The organism is Shinella yambaruensis, assembly GCF_022899355.1.
Lineage (GTDB): Bacteria > Pseudomonadota > Alphaproteobacteria > Rhizobiales > Rhizobiaceae > Shinella > Shinella yambaruensis.
Genome location: NZ_JALJCK010000004.1, coordinates 172,614 through 187,746 on the forward strand (window position 1 = coordinate 172,614; position 15,133 = coordinate 187,746).

Here is a 15,133-nt window from a genome sequence, read left to right on the forward strand (position 1 = left end):
CCGATTAGGCTCCGCATCCCGCGATCAAACCGTCGTCTATCTCAATGCCAGCCGACTTCATTCTACGAGCTAGCTTGACTGCGATCTCTTTGACGTGGTCGTTGAACTCCAACCGCAGTACGCCATCAACATCGCTGGGCGTCTCCAAGGCACCCTTTTTGAGGATCACCATCCTGTTTCGCCCCAACGAGGCAAGGACCATCCCAAGTTCAAGTATGACGTTCTGACGAGCGCGAGGTTGGCTGGCGTCTTCACCCTTTGCTTTCGCATAGCCGAAATCGTCGGGCGTCATGAGGACAATGCCAAATGCGGCTTCATCGTAGATCTGCTGTTCAAGCGCCTCGATAATCGTGTTTGAGCCACCATCATTGTTTTGCAGAATATAAGGATCGAGATTGAGCCTCCTCAAAACAAGCTCAAGCTGTTCCAGAGCCGTCATATCGTGCCCATGAACGACGAAGATTTTCGTTTTGCCGTCTTTTGGCTTTGCCCGTGGGGCAGCGGGAACGGCAGCTCCAGTGGACGAGAAAATGGCTTCCAGTTCGGCTTTTGGCTCGGCCTTACCCTGACACTGCACGGTTCCCTTTCGGGGCCAGTAGTTCAGCACACCACCCCGCTGTGACCTGAACGATAGCCGCCCGTTTCCGTCATCAGACCATTCGCCTTTGACCTCATGCGAGGCTACCAACTCCATCAGAGCGTCTGGCCCATCGTGAAACTCAATTGCCATTGCATCCCCCAGCCTTCATTCGACCGCGATGGTGGCCGATATCCTTGAAAATCGCGTTCAAAAGCATTGTACTCAGACCGTATTTACGGAGTCATTTTCAAGCTCATCGAGCCCGAGTGTTTCAATGTCATCGTAGTGATAGTGACGAACGGACGGGTCCCGTGCGAGATATTTCTTATCGGCATCGAGATATGCGTCAGGATTGTTATTTTCGGTCAGGACGAACTTCTTGACCTTCAAGGGTCTGTTGTCGCCGGTATATTGAGCGACGACCTTTCGCAAACAGGCGCACCAATGCGCTCCCGACTTTAGCTGGTCGATGATCGAGCCCGCATCGAGGCTCTTTGTCTTGAACTCGAAGAGGTATGCCGTCAGCTTCCGGTTGAAGCATTGGAAGACGACGAAGTCGCAGCGTTTGGACCATTCCTTGCCGTTGTCATCAAGGAAATGGAAGAGCGGATTATTGCGTCCGTCGAGCTTGATGGCGAATGCCTTGCCCTTGTAGGGCAGCTTCACCTCGCGCGTTGTCTTTTTGGTCTCGCCTTCGCGGAAGTACTTCTCGCGAAGAACGATTTCGCCCCCTTCGCCACGATGAACGATGTACTCGTCGCTGATGTACGCTTTGATATGATCGAAGTAGCTGGACGCGTCGAGTGTCATGCCAGGTCAGCCACCTGACCCGTGACCGCTGCCGTTATTAGAGCAGCGCGATACTCTGTGAGTTGGCGCAGCGACTGGCTGATCCTCTCCGAGACACGGCGCAATTTTTCGATCTGTTCCGCCAGATAGCTGACAATTCCAGCTTGCTCAGGAACAGGCGGAATTGGGAATTCAATCTGAGCATATCTTGATGGGTTAAGGTTTGCCTGTCCGATACTAGGTAACGCAAGCGTGCGGGCCAAGCGCAGCAACCCGTCTGTGCCCATTACGAAGTTGGAGTATTCCGGGAGGTACCGTTCGGTGAAACGGAAACGCACGAGATAGGACGCAAGCGATACTGGGAAGTCAGCGCCGCCTCGAAAGATCGCGGCCTTGCCCACCAAGTCCAGACTATTGGTGCGATTGAATACAACGTCACCAACCTCAAGCATAAGATTCTGGTCAACGTCATCGAGGAACCTCAGATCGCCAAAATCGATCTCCCCTTCGGTAAGGTTGCCCATGCGGAGTACAGCAACACCTCCCGCAGGCTCCAGTGATGCAGATATGCCGTAAGTTGAGCTACGCAACACCCGTCTTAAGGGTAGCACCTCCCAATGCGCCGGTATGTCGCCGAGCCAATCGATGCCGGAGGACTTCATGGGCGCGTCGGGGTTCAGGCCCTTGGTGACGGCACGGGTGATGAGGGCCTGCCGCTGTTCGGCCAGTCGGTCGAGAAGCGCGCGCTTCTTCTCGATCAGCCCGTCAATCCGCGCCGTCTTCTCATCCAGAAACCGTGCAATCCGCTGCTGGGTTTCGAGGGGGGGCAAGGGTAACGGTTGATGCCCGACAATTTCCCAGTCCGCGCGGGGCATCTTTGATCCGAAGGTTTCGGAGTTGATGGCGTCGATGAATCCTTTGGATACAAGCACATAAAAGAGGAAACGTGGCTCAACAACTTTAGACGGTCGAAGACACAGCAACTCACCTGAACTCGCGCCATCGAATGTTGCGTGATAGACCTTTGCGAGATAGGGGCGAAGCTTGTTGAAAAGAACATCGTCTTTCTGAAAGACCCGGCTATCCGCCTCAGCCGGTCTAGGCTCCTCAATAAGAAGCTGTCCCGTCCACGACGCAATATCCTCGTTCGAGATGTAAGGAAGGGACTCTTGCTCCGATTCAGTTGGGCGCTTGGTCGACAATTCGACCGACCATTTCAGCCAATCCATTCCCCAGCCATCTGGAACCTTCGCCGCCCAATCGGGCAGCTCGTCGCTGTGAGCGAAGTAACTCATGCGACCAGCCCTTTCAGAAGCCCGGCAATCTCGCCTTCCAGTGCGGAGATATCCGCTTCAATCTCGTCCAGCGGACGCGGCGGCTTGTAAACGTAGAAATGCCGGTTGATCGGGATTTCGTAACCAACCTTGGTCTTGTCATAATCGATCCACGCATCGCCCGCATGCGGCAGCACTTCGCGGGCCATGTAGGCGTCGATCACGTCGCGGAATGCCTCGACCAATCTGTCATTGGGCTTATCCGGCCCGAACTGCATGGGCAGCGGCAGTGTGGTGCCCTCGGGCAGCGGGATATTCTCGGTGTCGCGCAACTCGCTGTCGGGCTCCGGCCTGTCCTTACTGTCGCGGCAAATCTCGGCATCCGGGTCGCGCTCGCCCACTGCAGCAAAGATCGCCTTCTTGATGGGAGTCGCCAGTTTCAGCCCAGCGCGTTTGGCCGCCCGGGTCAGGTCGGCATCAAACACCTCGCGATCCATGTAGCGGCCCTTGGCTTCCAGAGTTGACAGCAAGGCGCGAATGGCACCCTGTTCGTCCCGGCCAGCGGCTTCCTCGGCCTCGACGGCCTTTGCATCCTTGTGCTTCTTGGAGATGGCGAGAGCGGCGAACGCTGATTGTTCGTCCAGCCGCGCAATGCGCAGTGGTGTCGCCTCGAAATTCATGCGCAAGGGGCGCTCGACCGTCACTTTCAAGAACCCGAATTCACGGTTCTCGAAGATCCGAGAGACTACACGAGTTTCTTTCTCGCCGGTTTTGTGATCGGTGATGACTTGTGCCTGCTCGCCATCTTTGAAGCGACCATAGATTTTCGTCAGGGCATTGATCTGATCGTCAGTGATCTCATTGCGCTTGTTGTTGAGGCTCTTCTTCATCTTCTCGAAGAACCGCGTGCCATCGATCAACTGCACCTTGCCGCGCCTTTCGGCGGCCTTGCGGTTGGTGACAAGCCAGACATAGGTGAAAATGCCCGTATTGTAGAAAAGCTGATCCGGCAGCGCGACGACGGCGTCGAGCCAATCGTTCTCGATGATCCAGCGACGAATGTTCGATGGGCCGGATCCGGCATCGCCCGAAAACAGCGGCGAACCGTTGAAGACGATGGCGATCTTAGAGCCGGTCGCGTTCTCGTCGCCCTGCTCATAGGGGTGCATTTTCTCAATCATGTGCTGCAAGAAGAGCAGCGAACCGTCATTGATAGCGGGCAGGCCAGCGCCGAAGCGACCGGAAAAGCCCATTTCCTTGTGCTCGCGTTCAACGACTGCCTTCTGGTCTTTCCACTCCACGCCGAATGGTGGGTTGGCGAGCATGTAGTGGAAGCTGCTCCCCTCGAAGCCGTCACGGGTCTTGCCATCGCCCAGCGTGTCGCCAAGCACGATGTTCTTTGTGTCTTCGTCCTTAATGAGCATGTCTGAGCAGCAGATTGCCCAGGACTCGTCGTTGTACTCCTGCCCATGCAAGGCAAGGTTGGCTTGGCTGTTCTGACCGAGGATGAACTTTTCGGACTCCGACAGCATCCCACCCGTGCCGCAGGCCGGATCGTAAATGGTGCGGAAAATTCCCGGCGTGTAGACGTCCTGCTCGCCCGTATAAACGAGGTTCGCCATCAGGCGGATGACCTCGCGCGGAGTGAAGTGGTCGCCCGCTTCCTCGTTCGCCTGTTCGTTGAAGCGCATCACCAGATGCTCGAACAGATAGCCCATCTGCAGGTTGTCGATGCGATCCGGGTGCAGGTCCACATCGGCCATCGCCTTGACGATGGTGAAAAGCCGGTTACTGGCGTCGAGCTTTTCGATCTGGTCGGTGAACTTGAACTTCTCGAAGATGGTCCGGGCGGTAGCCGAAAACCCGTTGATATAGGAGACGAGGTTCGGCGCGATGTTTTCAGGATCGCCCAGCAGCCGCTCGAACGTATATGGGCTGGTATTGTAGAGCGGATGCTTGCGGTCAGGATCGGCGGCGCGGCCAAGCAGGCGCTCCATCGCGCTTTCCGGCATGTTTTGCGCAGTGAGCTTTTCGTATTGTTTCAGAACCGCATCCTTGCTCGGCTCAAGAACGCAGTCGAGGCGGCGTAGAACGACCATCGGCAACATGACCAAGCGATACTGCGGGGGGCGGTATGGCCCACGCAGACGGTTCGCAATTTCCCAGATATGAGACTTCAACTGGTCATGGGCCTGAATATTCATTGACGACTATACTTCTCACGTTTTTGCAATCTGGCGGTAGGACTTAAGTGGTTTGTATGGCAGATAGAATCCTTCAATCTGGTTTGGTCAAGCGAGAATGGCCGGTCGCGGGATGATCGCACGTCATTTTTGCGATGAGTGACGTCGCAGGGGTGCTTAGCCGTGTCACTGGGCTAAACTGAACCTGCCGTTGCTCATGTGCGTCTGATCGTGCGTGCGCAGACGTTGGACGGCGTTTCCTCGTGCTGGATCAAACTGGCAAATGTTAGATAAGTATCTGATATTGATTGTATTTTCAAGACAGTTTAGTTAGTTTGAGTTGAGGCCAACAGGAGGTCTCAAATGCCTAACCTACGTCTTACCCGCCGCACCATTGACGACATTCCGTTCGCTGCCAGCGGCCAGATCCTTTACCGAGATACGCTGCTTTCCGGCTTCGGCCTTCGGGTCGGCAGCCGCTCCAAGGTCTACTTCGCCGAAGGGCAGGTGAACCGAGAGACCCGCCGCGTCACCATAGGGCGGGCGGACCTATTTGCGCCGGAGGTGGCGCGCAAGAAGGCCCTCGCCTTGCTGGGTGAAATGGCCGAGGGCCGCAACCCCAACGAAGAAAAGCGCAAGGAAACGGTGGAGCGCGTCACATTGGCCGTGGCCTTCGAGCGCTTCTTCGAAGCGCGCAACAAGCTGTCGCCGCACACGGTCAGCAATTACGGACGCACCGCCAAGCTCTATCTTAAGGCGTGGCGCAAGAAGCCCATGAACCAGATCACCCGGCAGATGGTGCTCGCCAAGCATCAGGAGATTGCCAAGGTGCATGGCGAGATGACCGCCAACAATGCGATGCGGCACCTGCGGTCGGTCTACAATTTCATTGCCGCCACGCAGGACGACTTCCCGCCGAACCCGGTGCTGATCCTCTCGCAGGCGCGGGCATGGTATCGCGAGCGGCGGCGGCAGACTTTGGTCACGGCGCTGGACCTGCCCATGTGGTGGAAAGCCGTCATGGCTGAACCGGATTATTCCCGCGATTTTCTGCTGACCGCATTATTCACCGGAATGCGCCGGGGCGAGCTGATGAAGCTGCGCTGGGAAAATGTGGACCTCGCAGCCCGCACGCTGCATCTGCCCACCACCAAGAATGGCGACCCGCTGAACCTGCCGCTGTCGGCGTTCCTTGCGAACCTGCTGACCAAACGCAAGGAGCAGGCGGATGGGTCGCCTTGGGTGTTTCCCGGCCCCGGCAAGAACGGCCATTTGGTGGAGACCAAGAAATTCCTGCTGCGCGTCAGCACCGGCTCCGGCGTGAACTTCACGCTGCACGATCTGCGGCGCACCTTTATCACCATCGCCGAAAGCCTCGACGTTCCCTACTACGCGCTCAAGCGCCTGCTGAACCACCGCGCCAATGGCGACGTCACGGGCGGTTACATCGTCGTCAATGCCGAGCGACTGCGCGCTCCGGTGGAACTGGTCGCGGCCCGGATATTGGAGTTGGCCAATGTCAGGCAGTGACTCCACATACCGGGCGACCTTCGGCGATGGAACAAGCGTGCTGGAACGTGTTTTGGTCGCCATCATCAATGCCCACACGGACGCCGATACCGAGGGGCGTCAATGGGAACGGCTGAACGCCGCGATGTCTGCACTTGTCGGGCCAACGACTGCTAAAGAACGGAACCTGGAAAAGGCGCTACTATTCATCTTGCGCGAAAGACAGAGGGACGTATGCGATGCGGAGATGCATGCGATGTGCTCGGGGAAAAGAGCCTCGCGTGTAGAGACACGCTCCGTGCCCACACTTGCTAGGCTTGCTGCAGTAGAGATTTTAGGCTGCGCAGCGCCAGCAGAGAAGGTGCCTGCCGTCCATGCGCTCTGTGCAATGTATCAGGACCGATTTGGATTACATGCTCGGGACTACGATGAGGTCCGCGAAGCTCTCCAATCTGAAGCGGTGCAGCACATCTGCGACGAACTGGCGGAATGGGGTATCGCCACCCGAGAATAGTAATTTCAATGGCCTGATGAGTTTTTGTTTCATTACCGATTGCTGCCATTGAATGCTGACCAACCTTATGCGATGAATTGCATGCGGATGAATTGACATCCACCGCCCGGAGAAATCTGGTGGCGAGTAACCCCAGGATTAGCGGACGTCGCTGAGGCCTGACGGACCATACTCTCGCGGGAGATGCCTCCCGGCCATGTCAAATAGCTGAGAACTGAGAACGGGACCGATTGCCTACTCCGGCATCGATTTCACCCGTGCGCGCTCAGTCGCGCCATCAGAAAGCTACTGACATGCAATCGATCATTCATTATCGCGCCCGGAAGGGCGTGATCTTTTCTTTGGACCAGCAACCGCAACAGCAGATGGAGCGGTTCCTGACGACCGGGCAGGTAGCAACGCTCGCGTGTGTGAGTGAATCTTACTTAGAAAAGGGTCGCATTTACGGATACGGACCGCCCTTCATTCAGCTGCGCCCCGGCTCCAAGAGCGGCGCGATCCGCTATCGCCTCAGCGCTGTTATGCGTTGGCTGGAAGAGCGGCAATGCAACCCGGAGGAGGTCCGTCATGGCTGACCTTCTCCAACCCGATGCACATCAGGCGATTGCTTTCATGCTGTGGCTGAACCCACAAGCGCCGCTCTATCTGGAAACACACGAAAGCGCGGGCGGTACGCGCCCGAAGCCGAAGGACTATCAGCCGTATGCCGCTGATGCCGCGCAACGCTTTGTCGCTGTCAACAACGGCGAGGAGTATCGACGCAACGTCTATTTTCTGCCCAACGCCGAACTGATGTCAGGCGGGCGTGCCAAGGCTAACATATCGGCCTCGCGTTTCCTCTGGGTTGACCTTGACTGCAAGGATTATCCCGGCAACGAGGAGCAACAGCGCGACAAAATCCTAGGTCTGCTGAGCGATGACAAGTTGCGCCCGGCAGGTGTTCCGAAACCAACTGCATTCTGGTTCACCGGCGGTGGTTATCAGGCGATCTGGCGCATGACAGAGCCTGTTCCGGCAGAGGATGCTGAGGCGCACAATCGTGCCTTGCTCGTCGCGTTTCAGGGTGGGGCCGGGCCAATCGACGTCAGCCGACTTCTCAGATTACCCGGAACCGTGAATTGGCTGAGCGACAAGAAGCGTACAGCCGGTCGCGACCCGGCCAAGACGTTTCTGATGGAACCGATTTCGTTCGGCGCCGACCCGAGGGATTACACGCTTGCCGATTTTAGGTTGCGTCTCGACAAATCCAGTTCGTCCAAAACCGATAGTAAGGCCATTACCAACCTAGACGACATCGAAGTACTGCCTCTGCCAGATGATCGAGGCGAGGTGATACCTCTCGATCCGGTTTGGTCAGAGGTTATCGTCACGGGCAAGAACCCGCCCGACAAGAGCTACCAGTCTCGGTCGGAACTGGTCTTTGCCGCAACTCTCTGGCTGCTCGGCAAAAATGTCGCGCCCGGCTATATTGTCTCGATCCTGACCAGCCCCGATCTCGGCATCAGCGCCCATGTGCGGGAAAACCCTAACCCGCTGCGCTATGCGCGGCGGCAGGTGGCTCGGGCGATGGAAACCATCGACCTTCGAGGACGAGGATGGCCGAAGGTCGACCAGTATGGGCGTCCGGCGGCAAATGCGCCCGAGAACGTACGGTTCGCTCTCGCCATGCTCGATGTCGATGCGCGGCGCAATATGTTCACCCACGCCGACGAGGTGAATGGGCTGGGCCTTGAAGGGCGGGACATATCGGATATCTGCGAAATCCTGTGCAGCATCTTTGATCGCAAGCTGGATTTCCGCGCCAGTGTAACCGTCATCCGACGCGAACTGATCACGGTCGCCTATGAGCGTGCTTACCATCCAGTCATCGACTATCTGGACGGTCTGGTATGGGACGGTGTTCCGCGTCTTGACACATGGCTCAGGGACTACTGCGAAGCGGATGACACCGAGCTCAATCGGGAATTCGGCGTGAGGTTCCTGATTGGCGGCGTGAGACGAATCAAACAGCCCGGCGTCAAGTTCGATACCATGCTGGTTCTGGAAGGCCGTCAGGGGGTCGGCAAATCGCGTCTGGCGGCACGACTTGCAGTTCGCGACGAATGGTTCTGCGGCAACCTGAACCTAAATGCAGACGCCAAGACCAAGGCCGAGCTTGTGTCCCGCGCGTGGATTGTTGAATGCCAGGAACTCGACGGCGCTCGCAAGGCGACCTTAGATGCGATAAAGGCATTCCTCGCCACCCCTATAGACACCTATCGGCCTGCCTATGCCCACACTGCTGGTTCTTTCCCCCGGCATTGCGTGATCATCGGCACGACGAACGAGGATGCCTATCTGCGCGATGCGACGGGAAACCGACGATATTGGCCGGTCAGGGTCGGCAGCATCGACATTGAAGCTTTCGGCCGCGACGTGCATCAGCTATGGGCCGAGGCGGTGGTGCGGGAGCAAGCCGGCGAACCGATAACCCTGCCTCGGCATCTATGGCAGGTTGCCGACGAGCTTCAGGCCAGCCGCATGATCGAGGACCCCATAGGTATCGTGCTGGAAGGCGCGTTCGGCGAGCGCACGGGGCGGGTATCTATGGAGAGCGTCAAGCTGCTTCTCGGTTACGAGGCCGGGCGCATGTCGGCCAGCGAATTCCAACGCATCACAGGCGCAATGACGGCGCTGGGATGGGGATATGGAACCCACAGGCTGCACGATCTCGGTCGCACGGGGCGAAGCGCCCGCAAGGGCTTTGTGCGCGGCAATGCCGACGAGCAGAGGACCGAATGGGTCGCGAAGCGCGTCGAAGGAGGCATCCCCATTCTTCAGGCCGTAAGCGAACATACCGACGAAAGTGGCCCGTTTTGACCGCAATGCGTTACCTGCATTGTGTAACCTAACAAGCCGCAAACCATTGGCCGGTTGGGCAGGGGGAGTGGAAATACTCCCCCTGCCTCCTTTGTGTGTTTTGAGCCTTAAGTTACAGCCGCAAGTAACGGCATTGCAGCCGTGTGGCGACGGGGTACCAAGCGCATGCCTCCGAGGCCTTCAGACGGCCCTCAGAGCGCCGCTGGCGCGGGTTTGAGTGTACTTGGGGCAAAGGGCCGCCGCCACATCCGGCGGCCCTCAGATGGCCTCCGACGCCGCTACCCCGCAAACGCCTTTAGCATCTTCGCGGCACGGTCAAGCTGATCGTTGTTCAACCGGGAGAGGGTGCGGTGAATATCGGTTAGAAGCCTTGCCCGTTCTCCGGTGCCCGGCATGGCGTCGGCGCCGAAAAGAACGGGCGCGGGAATGTCGAGTGCGGACGCAATCTTTTCTGCCGTCTCAAACAGTGGAGCGGCGACACCCCGCTCGATCTTACCGATTGTCTCGCGCGAAATGCCAGTCTGACCGGAAAGCTGCTCAAGGGTCCAGCCTTTAGCCTTCCGATGATGGCGGACATTCGCGCCGAAAAGTCGTTGAAGCTCCATATGCGCACCTCATTCAGAACAAAGGCGGCAAAGGGCTGCTCAAATCGAGAAATGAGAACTTTGCATTCTCTCATTTTGAGAACTATAACATCTCATTCAATGAAGTCGGATGTTGTGGTTCTGCAAATGACGATGGTCGATCTGCTCCTTGCTATTTTACATTGGCTCTTGTTGATCTTCTTCGGCGGTCAGGCATTTGCCTTTGTTGGCCTCGTCCTATGGACCATCTGGACCGACGCGATAAAGCCGAGGCTGATCCCAGTTGATGATATCGCCCGCGTGGCTGACGACATTATTGCCAGCTATCCCGATCCGGAGCTTGAAGCGTTCGCCCGCCACGAGCGTGCGTGGTACGACAGCGACGGCGCGGAGCAGACCTATTGGTATCGGGTGCGGAAGGCCGTCAGGCGGCGGCTGGAAGGGCGCTGAGGCCCGTCAGTCGAACAGCGGCCCGTAACCGCCACCAGCGGCCCTGCGGCGAACCTCGTCCTCGCGCGCCTCGCTGACCTCGCGCCAGATGTCGTAGGTCTCGCGCACCATCTGGTCGAGCTGGTCGAAGCCAAAGAGTTCAACGCCTTCGTCGGTGCTCAGCGTCACCGGGCGCTGGTCATCAGCCGCATCGCGGAACTGAACGATCCCGAGCCGCGCACCGGCGAAGTCTGGATTCGCCACCCGGATACGCTCATGCATCATCGAGAAGACAAACCGTCTCGCTTCTGCCGTCAGGCACTTGCCGCGCCGAGGATCGATGAAGATCACCAGCGGGACATTCTCCAGCGCCGTCACCATCGGCAACCAGTATTCCACCTTCTCGCCAACGCTCAGGGGAAGTGGGAAGAAGGCTTGAGAGCGGCTTCGCAAGGCATTTGCGCGCGCGAAGTCGTGCAGACCCTTGGCGACGAGCAGGTTGGCGTTGCATTCGTCGTCGGAGGTTGCCTTCGCCCGGATCAGCCGTTCCAGAACCGGCCATGCGGTCGGATCGGCAGCCGCGAACATATCGGGCTGGACATTGAAGATATCGGCGAACCGGGCGCGTACTGGCTTGTAGGTAATCGTCGGATGCCCGAGCTTGAATTGCTCAAGGGCGCGCCGCTTCTGATCCGTCGGCAGCGTTGCGACACGGGCAAGATCGATCTCAGGTAAGCGGCGTATCTTCATCCGGTTCTCCCGCGACCGGAGCCGCGCCAACGGAAACCTTGTGGAACTTGAATCGGTTAACGATGACATCATCGGGGATTCGCAACCCCAGCGCAACCGATGTTCTTCCTTTGTCCGCAATGTAATCCCAAGGCGCTCCCTTGGCGTGGGAGATGTCCACCAGCCGCCCCGGCGATAGCTGCCCGTAGGACGACATGATACGCGCCAGATGACGCCGAATGGCCGGGTCCTCGGGAAGGTCCAGCGCATGGCGCTCGCCGGTCATCACGTTCTGCCCGGTGGCGCGGAAGTCGATAGGAGAACTGCCAGCCGTCTTGAAAGCCGAGTAGGCGGCAGGATGCACCGGCCCGTATTGCCATGCCTCAAAATAGCCGCTGACCAAAGGTCGCTTGGCTTCGATCAGGAAAATGGAGTGGGCGAAGTAGAGGAGTTTTTGCAGTGCAAGATTGGTGACCTTGATCCCCGACCGGTCAGCCTCGTCCAGCATGAGGTTGGCGACGGCTCTCGGATCGTATGGACCACCGGTCATCTGCGCACTTTGACTTCCTCAGGCTGGGAAGTGGTGCCGCTTGCGTGACTCGAACACGCGACCCCATCATTACGAATGATGTGCTCTACCGACTGAGCTAAAGCGGCTTAACCCTTCACACACGGCCATACTATGGCCCTACTAACTTACACTCACCAGCCCTAACTCACTGGCCTCACACCTCATTCTCTAGCGGACCCGCTAATTACGAATGATGTGCTCTACCGACTGAGCTAAAGCGGCCCTTGCCGGGTCCCGAAGCGTGTCGGAACCGGAATGGGTGCGCTGATAACCGCAATGGGAGGAGATTTCAAGCGGGGAGTTTCAACTTCCGCATTTTTCCTGTGCGGTGCAGCGGATCGAGGCGGGTCATGCGGCGCAGAGACGGCCCTTGGCCGCGTGATATTCGCGGTCCAGTCGGGCGACGAGGTCCTCGACGGGGGCGACGGCCTTGATCGCGCCGATGCCCTGGCCGCAGCCCCAGATGTCCTTCCAGGCCTTCGCCCCGGTGGTGGCCTTGTCGAAGTCCATCTTGGAAGGGTCGGCTTCCGGCAGATGGTCGGGATCCAGGCCGGCGGCGGCGATGGAAGGTTTCAGGTAGTTGCCGTGGATGCCGGTGAAATAGTTGGAATAGACGATGTCGGCGCTCGCGCTGTCGACGATCGTCTGCTTGTAGGCCTCGCTTGCGCGCGCCTCGTTCGTCGCGATGAAGGGCGAGCCGATATAGGCCATGTCGGCGCCCATCGCCTCCGCCGCGAGAATGGCGCCGCCGGTCGCGATCGCGCCGGAAAGGAGGAGGGGGCCGTCGAACCATTCGCGGATCTCCTGGACCAGCGCGAAGGGCGAGAGGGTGCCGGCATGTCCGCCAGCGCCCGCGGCCACCGCGATCAGGCCGTCGGCCCCCTTGCGGATCGCCGAATTGGCGTGGCGGTTGTTGATGACGTCGTGCAGCACGATGCCGCCATAGGAGTGGATCGCCGCATTCACCTCCGGCACCGCGCCGAGCGAGGAGATGACCACCGGCACCTTGTATTTCACGCACATCATGAGGTCGTGCTCCAGCCGCTTGTTGGAGCGGTGGACGATCTGGTTGACGGCGAAGGGGGCGGCGGGGCGGCCGGGGTTCTTCGCATCGTGTGCCGCAAGGCCCTCGGTGATCTCCGCCAGCCATTCGTCGAGCTGGGATTCCGGGCGCGCATTCAGCGCCGGGAAGGCGCCGATGACACCGGCCTTGCATTGTGCAAGGGTCAGCGCGGGATGCGAGACGATGAAGAGCGGCGCGCCGATGACGGGCAGGCGCAGCTTGTCCTTGAGGATCGCGGGCAGGGCCATGAGGGATGTCCTGTATGGTTTTGACGTTTTCGTAAACGTCAAAACCATAGCAGCGAGCACTCCCGCTGAAAAGGGGCGGTGGGACGGTGGTTGCGGCGGGGCTTCGAGAGCATGTGCGCCAGAAGCGCGAAACGGGCTTGCGCCCGCAATCCCAGGGAAACCTATCCCTCGCGATACCGCGCATCGCATCGGAGCCGCAATCTCTTCCTGCAAGGAGCAGGGCGATCGCATATGGGGCTGAGGCGCCTCTCCCTTCTCCCCGCGGAGCGGAAGGGGGAGAACGGTAACGTGGAACTCCATGGGATTGCCTTCTGCAAGGAGGGACACGCCCCGCTGCATTGTCCGCACCAGGAACGCACCAGGCCTGCCTCCCCCGACGGCGGAGCGGAGGCGAGTGCGGGTGCATGGATGACGTGTCTGTCCGCGACGAGGATGGCGGGCATCTGCGCAGGGGGCGAGGATTGCCGTGACTGCGCCAGCGGGCCCGCCGCACGCGATCCATCGCCCCGTCGCGGCGCTTATCCCCGGCCAAGCAGGGGCAGTTTCGGCTGGAAGGCTTGCGCAAATTCCCGGCAAACGTTACGCAAATGCTAACGAAAGCCGGAAAGTGGAGCTCGTTCCACAGTGTATCATGGCCGCGGTCTCGCGCGGCTCCCGCAGAAGGGTCGGATGTGAGCGGACTGGAGACGGCAATCAGAAACGCGCTGGCGCGCTCGGAACGCGCCAATGCCGAAGTTCGGGCGCGGATCTACCAGTCGGCGCGCAACGCGCTGGAGGCGGGCCTGCGCAAGCAGGAGATCAACGACCCCGAGACGATCGCCGGCCAGCGCCACCGGCTGGAAGCCACCATTCACCAGATCGAGGCGGAAGAGCGCGCGCAGCTTTCGGCGGCGCCGGCCCGCGAGGTTCGCGTCGAGCCGGCGGTCGAGGCACGGCCGGAACCGGTGCTGCGCGCCGAGCGGGAGGATCGCCCCGAGCCGCGCCTGGAGGCGGATCGGCCGTCGGCGGCAAGCGATATCGGTGCCCTCCGCCCCGAACGCGAGGACGGCTTTGCCAAGAGCACGCCGAATACGGCCTCCGCTGCCGCTGCCGCCAGCGAGGCATCGGATTTTCGCCCCGAGCGGGTCGCCAAGGCGCGCAAGCGGCGCGGCCGGCTGTTCTCCTTCCTGCTCGTCGTGGCGACGCTGATTGCTGCCGGCGGTGCGCTTGCCTGGTGGGTGCAGACGAGCGGCCTGCTCCAGGAACTGCGCAGCGGCGCGGACGGCTCGACACCGCCGGCCACCGTTTCCGGCGAGGACTTTTCCGGCGAGGATCCCATCAAGAAGGCGCTCGACACGCAGAGCCGCTTCTCTTCCGACTGGCGGGCCGTGTTCTCGCCGGGCGATGCGGCACGGCTGTCCGCCGGCACGTCGGGCCGTTTCGAGGCGGTGAGCACCAATGAGGGGCCTGCCGTGCGCGTAACCTCCACCAATCCGGAGCGCGAGGGCGCGGTGCTGATCGAGGTTTCGCCCGAAATCCTCGGCGAGATGGGCGGCAAGACCTCGACGATCGCCATGACCGTGCAGTCGGTCAACGGCAAGCCGGTGCAGGTCGCGGTCGAATGCGATTTCTCCACCATGGGCGGCTGCGGCCGCCATCGCTTCACCGTGTCGGAGCGGACCGACATCCTGTTCCAGGTGGAATTCGACCGCTCGCTCTCGCCGAGCGAGCCGGGCCATCTCGTGCTGAACAGCGACATCACCGGCGGGGATGCGAGCGTGAACCTCTACGCCGTCCGCATCCTGCCGGGCGAATGAGCCGC

The 15,133-nt window shown here is 59.7% G+C and carries 13 protein-coding genes, 1 tRNA gene and 2 pseudogenes; 7 read left to right on the top strand and 9 right to left on the bottom strand.

Annotated elements, in window-relative coordinates:
* Nucleotides 1-4: 4 nt before the first annotated feature.
* The 4 genes from MUU56_RS10800 to MUU56_RS10815 form a co-directional block, all read right to left on the bottom strand.
* On the bottom strand, nt 5-730 hold the full coding sequence (locus MUU56_RS10800; RefSeq protein WP_244767313.1) for a TIR domain-containing protein: 726 nt from the start codon (nt 728-730) through the stop codon (nt 5-7).
* Between the two features lie 72 nt (nt 731-802).
* Complete coding sequence (locus MUU56_RS10805; protein WP_244767314.1) at nt 803-1,390, bottom strand: hypothetical protein; 588 nt, start codon at nt 1,388-1,390, stop codon at nt 803-805.
* Nucleotides 1,387-2,664 carry a restriction endonuclease subunit S gene (locus MUU56_RS10810; RefSeq protein ID WP_244767315.1) on the bottom strand — a complete coding sequence of 426 codons (1,278 nt, stop codon included), beginning with the start codon at nt 2,662-2,664 and terminating at the stop codon, nt 1,387-1,389. Before MUU56_RS10810 ends, MUU56_RS10805 begins: the two co-directional genes overlap by 4 nt.
* Nucleotides 2,661-4,847, bottom strand: coding sequence for a type I restriction-modification system subunit M (locus tag MUU56_RS10815; protein WP_244767316.1), 2,187 nt, complete (start codon nt 4,845-4,847; stop codon nt 2,661-2,663). The genes MUU56_RS10810 and MUU56_RS10815 overlap by 4 nt, the downstream gene beginning before the upstream one ends.
* Before the next feature lie 423 nt (nt 4,848-5,270).
* Between MUU56_RS10815 and MUU56_RS10820 the strand changes: the two genes are divergently transcribed.
* From MUU56_RS10820 to MUU56_RS32825, 5 genes and pseudogenes are all read left to right on the top strand, one after another.
* Nucleotides 5,271-6,356 (top strand): tyrosine-type recombinase/integrase, encoded by a 1,086-nt coding sequence (locus MUU56_RS10820; RefSeq protein WP_342346180.1) that lies wholly within the window; start codon nt 5,271-5,273, stop codon nt 6,354-6,356.
* The gene (locus MUU56_RS10825; RefSeq protein ID WP_244767318.1) at nt 6,343-6,849 is read left to right on the top strand and encodes a hypothetical protein; all 507 of its coding nucleotides are present in this window, start codon (nt 6,343-6,345) and stop codon (nt 6,847-6,849) included. Before MUU56_RS10820 ends, MUU56_RS10825 begins: the two co-directional genes overlap by 14 nt.
* A gap of 293 nt (nt 6,850-7,142) precedes the next feature.
* Entirely contained in the window at nt 7,143-7,424 is a 282-nt protein-coding gene (locus MUU56_RS10830; protein WP_244767319.1) for a helix-turn-helix transcriptional regulator, read from the top strand.
* Between the two features lie 1,117 nt (nt 7,425-8,541).
* Nucleotides 8,542-9,360 (top strand): annotated as a pseudogene (locus MUU56_RS32820) (virulence-associated E family protein); the annotation flags it as partial.
* Nucleotides 9,361-9,477: 117 nt separating this feature from the next.
* A complete protein-coding gene (locus MUU56_RS32825) occupies nt 9,478-9,708 on the top strand; it encodes a hypothetical protein (RefSeq protein ID WP_317633294.1) in 231 nt (76 codons plus the stop codon).
* A gap of 479 nt (nt 9,709-10,187) precedes the next feature.
* Here MUU56_RS32825 and MUU56_RS10840 read toward each other — a convergent pair.
* Nucleotides 10,188-10,313 (bottom strand): annotated as a pseudogene (locus MUU56_RS10840) (helix-turn-helix domain-containing protein); the annotation flags it as partial.
* A 99-nt stretch (nt 10,314-10,412) separates the two neighbouring features.
* Between MUU56_RS10840 and MUU56_RS10845 the strand changes: the two are divergent.
* Entirely contained in the window at nt 10,413-10,742 is a 330-nt protein-coding gene (locus MUU56_RS10845; protein ID WP_244767321.1) for a hypothetical protein, read from the top strand.
* Between the two features lie 6 nt (nt 10,743-10,748).
* Here MUU56_RS10845 and socB read toward each other — a convergent pair whose 3' ends face one another.
* From socB to MUU56_RS10865, 4 genes are all read right to left on the bottom strand, one after another.
* Nucleotides 10,749-11,471 carry a type VI toxin-antitoxin system SocB family DNA replication inhibitor toxin gene (socB, locus tag MUU56_RS10850; RefSeq protein WP_244767322.1) on the bottom strand — a complete coding sequence of 241 codons (723 nt, stop codon included), beginning with the start codon at nt 11,469-11,471 and terminating at the stop codon, nt 10,749-10,751.
* The gene (gene socA / locus MUU56_RS10855) at nt 11,449-12,000 is read right to left on the bottom strand and encodes a type VI toxin-antitoxin system SocA family antitoxin (RefSeq protein ID WP_046108562.1); all 552 of its coding nucleotides are present in this window, start codon (nt 11,998-12,000) and stop codon (nt 11,449-11,451) included. Before socA ends, socB begins: the two co-directional genes overlap by 23 nt.
* Before the next feature lie 31 nt (nt 12,001-12,031).
* Nucleotides 12,032-12,107: transfer RNA gene (locus MUU56_RS10860), tRNA-Thr, on the bottom strand.
* Between the two features lie 262 nt (nt 12,108-12,369).
* Complete coding sequence (locus MUU56_RS10865) at nt 12,370-13,332, bottom strand: NAD(P)H-dependent flavin oxidoreductase (RefSeq protein ID WP_244767323.1); 963 nt, start codon at nt 13,330-13,332, stop codon at nt 12,370-12,372.
* Nucleotides 13,333-14,003: 671 nt separating this feature from the next.
* Here MUU56_RS10865 and MUU56_RS10870 point away from each other — a divergent pair.
* Complete coding sequence (locus tag MUU56_RS10870; protein ID WP_244767324.1) at nt 14,004-15,128, top strand: biotin transporter BioY; 1,125 nt, start codon at nt 14,004-14,006, stop codon at nt 15,126-15,128.
* The last annotated feature ends 5 nt before the right edge of the window (nt 15,129-15,133 follow it).

Coding starts and splice junctions, on each gene's coding strand:
- socA (WP_046108562.1), bottom strand. CDS start 12,000: ATGACCGGTGGTCCATACGATCCGAGAGCCGTCGCCAACCTCATGCTG.
- MUU56_RS10800 (WP_244767313.1), bottom strand. CDS start 730: ATGGCAATTGAGTTTCACGATGGGCCAGACGCTCTGATGGAGTTGGTA.
- socB (WP_244767322.1), bottom strand. CDS start 11,471: ATGAAGATACGCCGCTTACCTGAGATCGATCTTGCCCGTGTCGCAACG.
- MUU56_RS10805 (WP_244767314.1), bottom strand. CDS start 1,390: ATGACACTCGACGCGTCCAGCTACTTCGATCATATCAAAGCGTACATC.
- MUU56_RS10845 (WP_244767321.1), top strand. CDS start 10,413: ATGAAGTCGGATGTTGTGGTTCTGCAAATGACGATGGTCGATCTGCTC.
- MUU56_RS10810 (WP_244767315.1), bottom strand. CDS start 2,664: ATGAGTTACTTCGCTCACAGCGACGAGCTGCCCGATTGGGCGGCGAAG.
- MUU56_RS10825 (WP_244767318.1), top strand. CDS start 6,343: ATGTCAGGCAGTGACTCCACATACCGGGCGACCTTCGGCGATGGAACA.
- MUU56_RS10815 (WP_244767316.1), bottom strand. CDS start 4,847: ATGAATATTCAGGCCCATGACCAGTTGAAGTCTCATATCTGGGAAATT.
- MUU56_RS10830 (WP_244767319.1), top strand. CDS start 7,143: ATGCAATCGATCATTCATTATCGCGCCCGGAAGGGCGTGATCTTTTCT.
- MUU56_RS10865 (WP_244767323.1), bottom strand. CDS start 13,332: ATGGCCCTGCCCGCGATCCTCAAGGACAAGCTGCGCCTGCCCGTCATC.
- MUU56_RS32825 (WP_317633294.1), top strand. CDS start 9,478: ATGTCGGCCAGCGAATTCCAACGCATCACAGGCGCAATGACGGCGCTG.